Source organism: Pseudoalteromonas prydzensis, from assembly GCF_001661495.1.
In the GTDB taxonomy this organism is placed as follows: domain Bacteria; phylum Pseudomonadota; class Gammaproteobacteria; order Enterobacterales; family Alteromonadaceae; genus Pseudoalteromonas; species Pseudoalteromonas prydzensis.
In genome coordinates, this window is the sequence record NZ_BDDT01000025.1 from 19,083 (window position 1) to 29,506 (window position 10,424).

The 10,424-nt window shown below is 38.8% G+C and carries 8 protein-coding genes and 1 tRNA gene; 1 reads left to right on the forward strand and 8 read right to left on the reverse strand.

What is annotated here, in order from left to right; genetic code table 11:
- Position 1: 1 nt before the first annotated feature.
- From A7968_RS22435 to A7968_RS22470, 8 genes are all read right to left on the reverse strand, one after another.
- Complete coding sequence (locus tag A7968_RS22435) at positions 2-1,096, reverse strand: DegT/DnrJ/EryC1/StrS family aminotransferase (RefSeq protein WP_064668728.1); 1,095 nt, start codon at positions 1,094-1,096, stop codon at positions 2-4.
- Positions 1,097-1,103: 7 nt separating this feature from the next.
- Entirely contained in the window at positions 1,104-1,685 is a 582-nt protein-coding gene (locus tag A7968_RS22440; protein ID WP_064668729.1) for an acyltransferase, read from the reverse strand.
- Positions 1,686-1,687: 2 nt separating this feature from the next.
- Entirely contained in the window at positions 1,688-2,644 is a 957-nt protein-coding gene (locus tag A7968_RS22445) for a Gfo/Idh/MocA family oxidoreductase (RefSeq protein WP_064668730.1), read from the reverse strand.
- A 13-nt stretch (positions 2,645-2,657) separates the two neighbouring features.
- Positions 2,658-3,938: a Vi polysaccharide biosynthesis UDP-N-acetylglucosamine C-6 dehydrogenase TviB gene (tviB, locus tag A7968_RS22450; protein ID WP_064668731.1), complete on the reverse strand. Its 1,281-nt coding sequence runs from the start codon at positions 3,936-3,938 to the stop codon at positions 2,658-2,660.
- A gap of 64 nt (positions 3,939-4,002) precedes the next feature.
- Positions 4,003-4,965, reverse strand: coding sequence for a Wzz/FepE/Etk N-terminal domain-containing protein (locus A7968_RS22455; RefSeq protein ID WP_064668732.1), 963 nt, complete (start codon positions 4,963-4,965; stop codon positions 4,003-4,005).
- A gap of 154 nt (positions 4,966-5,119) precedes the next feature.
- Complete coding sequence (locus A7968_RS22460; RefSeq protein ID WP_064668733.1) at positions 5,120-7,795, reverse strand: SLBB domain-containing protein; 2,676 nt, start codon at positions 7,793-7,795, stop codon at positions 5,120-5,122.
- A gap of 124 nt (positions 7,796-7,919) precedes the next feature.
- Entirely contained in the window at positions 7,920-8,690 is a 771-nt protein-coding gene (locus A7968_RS22465) for a DUF481 domain-containing protein (protein WP_064668734.1), read from the reverse strand.
- Positions 8,691-8,719: 29 nt separating this feature from the next.
- Complete coding sequence (locus A7968_RS22470) at positions 8,720-9,538, reverse strand: mechanosensitive ion channel family protein (protein WP_064668735.1); 819 nt, start codon at positions 9,536-9,538, stop codon at positions 8,720-8,722.
- Positions 9,539-9,821: 283 nt separating this feature from the next.
- Between A7968_RS22470 and A7968_RS22475 the strand changes: the two genes are divergently transcribed.
- Positions 9,822-9,897 (forward strand) — tRNA-His (locus tag A7968_RS22475).
- Positions 9,898-10,424: the final 527 nt, after the last annotated feature.

Genomic DNA, 10,424 nt, shown 5'->3' on the forward strand with positions numbered 1-10,424 from the left:
TTTATAATAAAGCCGTGATAACGTTTTTCGAATCTAAGTAACCACTCATTGGTAAGCTAAACACGCCATTTGCCAACTTCTCAGCTACAGTAAAGTCACCTTCAGCATAATCTAAAGCATTGAACGCAGTTTGCTGATGCATACAAGTACCATAATAAACCATAGTTGGTATACCTTGCTCTTTATACTTTGCCATTTCTGCGTCTCGATTATCAGAAACCAATGTATATTGTGCCCAGGAGCTAATATAACCTTTTGGTACTTGAGGTGTTTTATATTTACCTGCTAATGTTTTTTCGTAATTGTCAGCTGTTTTGTTGCGGTTAATAAGCTCAGTAGGGAACTCGGCTAACTTTTCAAGCAAAATTGCAGCTTGAATTGTATCTAATCGAGAGTTCATACCAATGCGAACATTGTCATACTTATCGCTACCTTTACCGTGCACACGATAAGATTTAATTAACTCTGCATATTCGTCATTATTAGTAAAGATAGCGCCGCCATCACCATAACAGCCTAAAGGTTTAGCAGGGAAAAAACTAGTCGTGGCTATATCACCAAAACTACCAGCCTGTTTACCATTAATGCTGCCACCAAATCCTTGTGCTGCGTCTTCAACTAGCTTCAAATTGTATTTATCTGCTATTTTTTGGATTTCAGGATAATTTGCAGGTAAACCAAATAAATCAACAGCAACAATTGCTTTTGGAATTAGCTTGCCTTCAGCAATTGTTGCTTGTATACGCTTTTCAAGATCGATAGGGCAAATATTAAAAGTAGCCTCGTCTGAATCAACAAATACTGGTGTTGCTCCTTCATAAGCAATAACTTCTGCAGTCGCAAAAAACGTAAATGTTGGGCAAAAAACTGCATCACCTTTTTCAATGTTTAGCACCATCATGGTAAGGGTTAGGGCATCAGTACCATTAGCACACGTTATTGCATGCTTTACACCTACGTACTCAGCTAACTTTTCTTCAAGCTCTTGCACCTCAGGGCCCATAATATATTTACCATGGTCTAATACATCTTGAATTCGTTTATCTATTTTTGTTTTTAAGTGCTGGTACTGCGCAGCTAAGTCTATAAATTGCATTTAGTGATTACTCGTTAATTAAAGTCAGTGTTGAACCCGATAGTTGATAAGTATCGCCTGTATGCTCACACTTTTCAGTACCTGTTCCGATAATTGGTAGTTTAAGCTGCTCGCCATATTTACTGATCCAACCAATCTGCTTGGCAGGCACACCTACCATAAGAGCAAAATCTGGTACGTTTTTATTAATCACGGCACCCGCCCCCACCAATGAATACTCACCGATTGTAACACCGCATACAATGGTGCAATTAGCGCCTAACGTGGCGCCTTTTTTAACAAGTGTATCGCGGTATTCAGCTTTTCGTTCAATGAACGAACGTGGGTTATATACATTGGTAAACACCATGCTAGGCCCACAAAATACGTCATCTTCAATGTGTACATTATCGTAAACTGATACGTTATTTTGTATTTTTACGTTATTACCGATAGTGACTTTATTACCGATAAATACATTTTGGCCGAGCGAGCATCTCTCACCAATTTGCGCACCACTACACACGTGCACAAAATGCCAAACACGGGTGTCATTGCCTATTTTTGCGCCGGCATCAACAATAGCGCTTTCATGCACATGATAGCTCATCGTTACAGTACCTTTGAAAGAAGTGGATGCGCTTTGCTACCTGCTTCTGCCAATGGCATTTCGCGGATTTTTTCTACCGTTTCAATCGCAACACGGTTTTCATCAATACCAAAGCCATTTCCAGCTAAAATATTTTGATAGCTTTGCGTATGTAAATCAGTAAAGCCACCTGAGAACTCCAGCTCTTCCGTGTTATTACCATCATTAATGGTAATACTGCGGTAGGTGAGTTTTTCACCCTTAACTGCATTTTCAGGTAGGTTATTCGCATCAATAGACAAGAACCACTTAACACGTGCACGCTCATACTCTAGGTAGCCACTAGAAGTTTTTTCATCTCTAAAGTGAACTTCATTATGCTTAAGGTCGCCAAAAATAAAGTGCAGCATATCGTAAAAGTGCACACCGATATTAGTCGCAACACCGCCTGATTTATGGTCAAAGCCTTTCCATGATTTCATGTACCATTTACCGCGCGATGTCATATACGTTAGGTCAACATCAAATACTTTATCGGCAGGTGCTGCGGCCACTTTTTCTTTTAAGGCAATGATTGAAGGATGTAATCTTAGTTGCAGTATTGAGTTTACGCTTGCGCCGTATTTTTCTTCATACTCTTTTAGGATATCCATGTCTTCAGAGTGTAGCACTAATGGCTTTTCACAAATGACATCGATACCATTTTTTAAAGCGTACTTCATGTGCGGTGCATGCAAGTAATTAGGACTACAAATAGCGATATAATCTAGCTTTTGCCCTTTCATTGCACAGTCTTCAACAAACGCGGTAAAGTCTTCGAATTCAGTAAAAAATTCAGCGTCAGGAAAGTGGCTATCCATAATGCCCACTGAGTCATTGATATCCATTGCCACAAGTAGATTATGACCAGTTTCTTTAATTGCTTTTAAATGGCGCGGTGCAATATAACCTGAGGCACCGATAAGGGCAAAATTCTTCATCTTAAATCCTTTCTTATAATCTAATATCTGAGTCTTTCGGGCCAAATACATGCTTTACATCGTATAGTACATGCTTGCTTTTACCTAGCTTGCGGATAGCCTCAACGCCCATTTCTTTAAATTCACTATGGTCAACCGCTAGCACGATACCATCGTAGTTGTTTTCTTTTAATGAACCTATTAGTGACAAGTCGTATTCATGCTCAACTTCAGCTGGATTTGCCCAGCCATCGTATACATCAACACTCATATTAAAATCATTAAGCTCATTTACGATATCGATGATTTTTGTATTACGTACATCAGGACAATCGCCTTTAAAGGTAAAACCTAATACCAGCACTTTTGCTTCATCGATATGAATTTTCTGACTTGATAGCTTTTTAACTAATTGAGTTGCAACATACTCACCCATACCATCATTAATGCGGCGACCAGCCAAGATAACCTCAGGACGGTAACCAACCTCTTGTGCTTTATGAGTAAGGTAGTAAGGGTCAACACTGATACAATGCCCGCCAACTAGACCTGGTTTAAACTTTAAGAAGTTCCACTTGGTACCAGCCGCATTAAGCACTTCTTCAGTATCAATACCAAGGCGGTTAAATATCTTTGCAAATTCATTGATAATTGCGATATTCAAATCACGTTGAGTATTTTCAATCACTTTTGCCGCTTCTGCCACTTTTATAGAGCCAGCTAAATGCGTGCCTGCAGTAATTATTGAACCATATAAATTATTAACAAACTCACCGACTTCAGGGGTAGAGCCCGAAGTGATTTTCATTATTTTTGTTAAGGTATTAACTTTATCACCTGGATTAATACGCTCTGGTGAGTACCCTGCAAAAAAGTCTTGATTGAATACGAGCCCTGATACCTTTTCAATTATCGGTAAACACACTTCTTCGGTTGCACCGGGATACACTGTAGATTCATAGATGACCACGTCGCCTTGTTTAACAAATTCACCTAGCAATTCTGATGCCTTACGTAGTGGCGTTAAATCTGGTGCATTACTCTCATCAATCGGTGTTGGCACCGTTACAATATAAACATTGCAGTCAGCTAAATCTTGCTTATTACACGAAAACTTTAACTGTTTAATATCTTGAAGCTCTGTATCACTAACTTCTAACGTTGCATCATGCCCAGCGCTTAGTTCATCTACTCGTTTTTGGTTTATATCAAAACCTAAAACAGGGTATTTTTTTCCAAACTCTACAGCAAGTGGCAACCCCACGTAACCTAAACCAATTACGCCTATTTTAATTTTTTCATATGGTATATACATTAAACTACTCTTAAATTTAGATTTTTACATAGGTGAGGTAATTAAGCTCAAACCAAATACAACATTAACTTTTTTTAATAAAGTGACGTAATAAAACGAGTAAAGTACTCAATATACCACCCAATAAAACACCCAGTACGCATATTAATGCCCTTTTGGGCTTAAATTTTTGCTCAGGGACTACTGCAGGGTCAATAGTCTTAAACACATATTCGTCACGCACGTTAGCAAACATAATGGTTTTTGCTTGCTCTTCTACTAACTTGTAAAGTACGGTTCGGATGTCTGCTATTTTAGTATTTTCTAATTGATTCATTAAAAATTGGGTGCTTTTGTTTGCCTCTATCACATCACGCTGTCTCATGGTGGCGTTTATTTCTTGTATTATCCAATTTACCCATTGCTGTGTTACATAGGGTGATACATGCTCTACTGAGATTTTTACCATACCGGTTTCTTTATCAGTATTTGCTGTTACCAGTTGCGAAAACACTTTATATGCCTCTTGCATTGAGGGCTCTGGCGTATACGGAGCTTTTACTTCACGCAGCCATTTATTTTCAACTTTATTATAAACATCTTTATTATATACAATTGTATTTGTTTCACGATTCCATGACTTTACGGCCATCAAATCTGGCAAAATGTTGTGTTTTTGAATAAACTCACGAGTAAATTGACGTGATTTTAGTACCTCAAGCGCCATTTGAGTTTTATCAACCCCTCCACCTGAGCCTAAGTTAACCCCCGCTAAACTTGCTAAACCACCAAACTGGCCGGCTAATGCGCCTAAGCCACCGGCTTTGTCTTGCTCGGCAGGTGCGAGTAACGCCTCAGACTTATAAATATTAGGTTGGTTAATGGCGTAAAAAACTGAAGCCACAGCAAATAAGGCGGTTATGGCAATAATAATCCATTTACCTTGCCAAATAGCTGTGAATAGTTCGCGTAGGTCGATTTCGTCGTCGGCGATATTATTAGCCACTGGAGCATTTGTTTGATTTAGATTGTTTGAATTGTTTTCCATTTAAATCTCATAAGTTCAGCTATCAGCTATCAGCTATCAGCTATCAGCTATCAGCTATCAGCTATCAGCTATCAAAATTGTGGTTATATCTTGAACATAAATTCAAGCTATTTAGTATCAATATTTTATTGTGCGTGGGGTCACCACGCATATATTAAATACTGCTAATGGCTGCAACCGCTACACCAAGTTGATAGACGATCTGCGTGGCGGTACTCCACAGAGTTAGGTTATCCATATAGCCAGAGTCAAGAGGCACTACAATTGTGTCGCCTGGTTCAAGTAATTGAGAGTCACTCACTGCGAACCAGCTACCTGAGTCTGGGATTTTTACAGATCCATTTGCTTTGATAATATAAATACGCTCTTCATCAGCGCGGACCTTCAAGCCACCGCTCAGCGTGATGTAATCTTCAAATGCAACGCCTGGTTTATATAAATGTGATGTAGCATAGTTTACTTCACCAATTACACTTATTGAGTCGCGTTTGCTTGGTACATAAAGCGTATCGCCATCTTGTAATACAAGCTTTTGCTTGTCTTCAACAATGAGTGGCAAATCAATTACCAAGCGCCCTACCGCTTCTACATCCGCTAAATCGATAAGTAGCTTATTCATTTCTTCATAAGAGAGTGATGTGCCGCCTACTGAGTTCTCAAAGCTTTTTTGCGCTATGTCGCGACGTAACTCTTCTGACAATTTAGCTAATTGTTGCTGCTCTTGTTTACGAATTGATTCACGGGTAAAAATAGCAGCATTTTCCTCTGCAAATTCAGAGAAGCCACCGGCACGTTCTAGTAAGTTTGTTAATGTTTCGCCGCGACGGATGGTATAAACACCAGGAAACTTAACCTCACCTTTAAGCTCAACTTTTACGTTTTCTTGCCAATTCGGGATTGAGAAAATATTTAAGCTGTCTTTACTGCGTAGTACGCGGTTATCGCCACTATCGCCTAGCATTGCTTTTTGTAGGTTAAACTTAATATGTTCAACTTTTGATGAGTCACCAGCAACGATACGGGTAATTTCAGCTTGTTCGATGTAGGCTGATTCAAGTAGGCCACCGGCTGCAGCTATAAGTTCGTTAACTTCAGCACCTACCGTTAACGGGTAAACACCAGGGTAGGTAACATGGCCATTAATTTCAATTAGCTGCATAGCTTGTTTAACTGATGCTTGCTGTTTTAATTTTGCTTTGATTGGCTTTAGTATGTTGTAACGACTAAAAACTGAGTAATCTTCAGGCGCTAGCTCTTCTGTTTCCTCTTCTGCTTTTCTTTGCTTAGCGAGTTGAGCGATGGTTAAATTGGCTTCTTCTTGCGCCTTTTTAAATGGATCTTCTTCTTCAAGCACACCAATATATTTTTCAAATTCTTTCTGTTGGTATTTATGCCATTGCAGAACTTTAACTTGCTGGGCTTGTTGCTCTTCGGTTAAAGCCATATTAGTTAGTGCTAATTCTTCGGCTTCTTTTTCTTCAAAACGGCTAAAAACTAACAGTTTGTCATTGGCTTGCAGTTCTAAATCGTGTCCTGCGGTTTTAACTATCGCTTGTGCTATATCAAATTGATGTACTTCAATATCACCTGAAATGTTGATTTCACGAACTAACAAAGCATAACTAAGATCGGCTTGTGGTAGCAGATCACCACGTACTGAAGTAAATACATCGGAGATATGTTTGCCTTGATGCCATTGGTAATTACCAGGGCGGGCTACTGCGCCAATTACGCTAATTGAGTTTTGATACTGTAGGCTAACTGGATTAAAGCGAATTCGATCGCCATCACGAGGGGTATAAGCTACTTCTTTTGCGCTAAAGTTTACTGATAAGATCTCTTTGGCATTGTGATTATTAAAGCGTTCAACGATTGCTTTTTGTGCATAAGCCTCAGGCTTTAAACCACCTGCCATTTTGAGAAGATCTTGCGCACTTTCATTATTTTTTAACTCAAAAATAGCTGGTCGCTTAACTAATCCTTCAACGGCTACTTGTGAACCTACAGGTGGAATAAATACCACATCACCTGGCTTTAAAATGATGTCGTTTCGACTATCACCTTTAATAAGCAGATCATAGAGGTCAAAGTTTGCAACAACCTTTCCAGCGCGCTTTACTTGAATATTACGTAACGAAGCAATTTCAGATACGCCACCACTGATAAACAATGCATGTGACACAGTGGTCAACGACGATACGCTATAACTACCTGGCTTATGCGCTTCACCCAATACTAAAATACGCATGCTGCGTAATTGCCCTAGCGATACAAAAGCTTTAACACCGATAATTTCTTGTTCTACTTTGGCTTTGATAAGTTCTTTTATTTCGCCGAATGTCAGGCCTGCAACTTCTACAGGGCTTAAATTAGGGATATTTATGCGGCCTTCGCGGTCAACATTGACTTCGTAACTTTCACTTTCTTTGCCATAAAAATTAATTTTTAATTGATCGCCACGACCAATTAAATAGGTTTCTGGCACTGCCGCATTTTCACTGGGCATAAAAGTAGTTGGCTCACCTGCAAATAAGTCATAACCAAACGGTTTTATTTCATCTTGCTTTGGTTTGAAACGTTCTTCGTCTGTTAATTCTGGCTCTTTGACTTCTTCGCGGGATTGAATAGTTTGCACTTCATCTTGGCTTTGGCTTGATGCTGCTTTCCCTGTGATTGTTGATAAGTCAACACCATACTGTTTTGCTAACGCTTCTTGTTGCGCCTTGGGCAGTTTTTTAAATTGCTCAATCTGCGATGCGCTCGGCGTAAATGCATTTGCGGTTGCAGTCGCTAACAGTAAAAAAGTTACTAAAAATCGTTTAAAAAACATCACAGGTAGGTCTATCCCTAGTTCTCAGCCAAAAGATTGGCTATTCTACATTATTTCACTACAAATAAAAAAGGGACTTACGTCCCTTTATTACACTTAAATGTCATTAAAATCGATTGAATTGTTAAAAACTGTAAACCAATGTCAATGAGGTCTCTGTATCAGTGCTTTCTTTATCATCAGCAACATCTGAGTTGTTGGTTATGTTGTAAGCAACTTTCATTTGTAGTGAGCCGTTGATCTTAGCTAATAGTGCAGTTTCAGAACGTGTTTTAGTATTGGTATCACCATATTCAACGGCAACTAACTGAGTAAACTTTGCGTTATCAGATATCTGCCAGTTGTAGTCAAGTTTACCTAAGGCAATAACTTCACCTTCACTTTCACCAGCATTTGAGATGCCGTTATCATCAACGCTACCTTCTGGGTATTCAAAGTACTTATAACCCGGACCAATCTCTGCGTTTAACCACATATCAGAGCGGTCTAATAAACGTTGACCGTAACCCGCTGAAATTACCGACTCATTACGGTACGCACCAAAGTAATCTGACACATATGAACCATAAATATATAAATGAGCATGGTCATCATTTAATTTATAGTTACCTTGTGCAGATAGCGAGTACTTTTCATTTGTGCGTTGGGTTTCTTTTACACCTGCGGCATTTTCAACTTCGTCTTCTTTATAAAGACCGTCAATTTTATACTCATTGTTCCAGTGTTCTAGGTTGTGGAGTGCTTTAATACCACCTTTAAGCGTAGTTGTTTCAGTATTACCACTGGTGATTATAGCGCCTAACTCACTGGTAACGTCCCACGTTTTAGTTTCTTCAGCGAATGCGTTAGTTGCAGCAGATGCTGCAACTAAAATTGATAAAAGCTTTAATTTCATTAAAAAATAACCTTAGCTACTTGGGTTGATTAGTTTTGCTTGTGCAAATGAACATCCATTTGCGGGAATGGGATGGTAATATCAGCATCGTCTAATGAGATTTTAATGTTCTCCATTAGATCAAAATAGGTTGGCCAATAATCGCTAGAGTTAACCCAAGGACGTACTACAAAGTTAACGCTTGAATCAGCCAATTCTAACACTGCGACTGTATATGCAGGATCTTTTAAAATACGCGGCTCGTTGTCTAGCACCGATTTAAGAACTTGTTTTGCTTGGCGTAAATCAGCATCATAACCAACACCAATGACTAAATCGATGCGACGTGTTGATTCACGTGAGAAGTTAACGATTGCATCAGACATGATCTTTGAATTTGGCATGATGATAACTTTGTTATCTGGTGTGCGTAATTCAGTCGAGAAAATTTCGATTTTATAAACACTACCCATTTTACCGCCAGCCTCTATGAAATCACCTGATTTAAACGGACGAAGTAAAATAATTAATACGCCAGATGCGAAGTTAGATAGTGAGCCTTGCAATGCTAAACCTACAGCTAAACCAGCAGCACCTAAAATTGCAATGAATGAAGTTGTTTCAATACCAATTTGCGAAAGCGCCATTAAGATAGTTGCCATAAATACGATGGCGTAAACAATGCTTGATACGAATGAACCAACAGCCTTGTCTACTTTTTTCTTTGCGAATGCTTTCTCAGTTAGGTTAGAGCAAAATTTTGCAACACGACCACCCAATAAAAAGATCACTAATGCAATTACAGCTTGGATGCCGTAATGAATGATCAAACCTGAGTTTTCGTTTATCCAGTTAAGTATTGTATCCATTATCACTCCTGATATTCAGTATTAAGCAGTTTGCTGGCTAAATTATATCTGATTTTAATTTATTATTTCATTAATTTATGTATTTAAATGTTAAACAAAGCTTTTTGTATTAATTTTAGTTTTACCTTACCAGATAAAAAAATGATTTAAAAACACTCTTTATGACCATTTTATAAGCAAAAATGAAAAAAATTAATTTTTTTTCATTTTTTTTGCCCTTAACCCTTCACAACATTTATTATTTTATGTATTATCCGCGCCACACCAAACAAGGTGTGTTGTGGCGGTTGTAGCTCAGTTGGTAGAGCCCCGGATTGTGATTCCGGTTGTCGCGGGTTCAAGCCCCGTCAATCGCCCCATCTTTTCCCTTCTTAGTAATTAAAATATCTTAGAACACCTTTACAAATTTTAAAATTCCTTATACCTAATTTATATATTATCTGTTTTCTAAGCCATTAGCGCCGAATGCTTTAACATAGATTTCAAACCTTATAACACCTACCACCGTAGGAGAGCGCTTTAGCGCCGAAAAGCTTTAACATAGAGCCAGTTCCATAACACCATCACGGCTAAAGCCTGTTCCTACAAGACAAATACACCAACAAACCTGTAGGAGAGCGCTTAGCTCCGACTAGCGTGCCCTCGCTAACTTTACTCTCGCCGGCTCGCAAGCTGCTTTCTTGCAGACAAAAAAATGCCACCTTTCGGTGGCATTACACACGGGATTATTTCTACATTATAGAAATTCTTTTCAAAAATTAGGTTCTAGGTTCTAGGTTCTAGGTTCTAGGTTCTAGGTTCTAGGTTCTAGGTTCTAGGTTCTAGGTTCTAGGTTCTAGGTTCTAGGTTCTAGGTTCTAGGTTCTAGGTTCTAGGTTCTAGGTTCT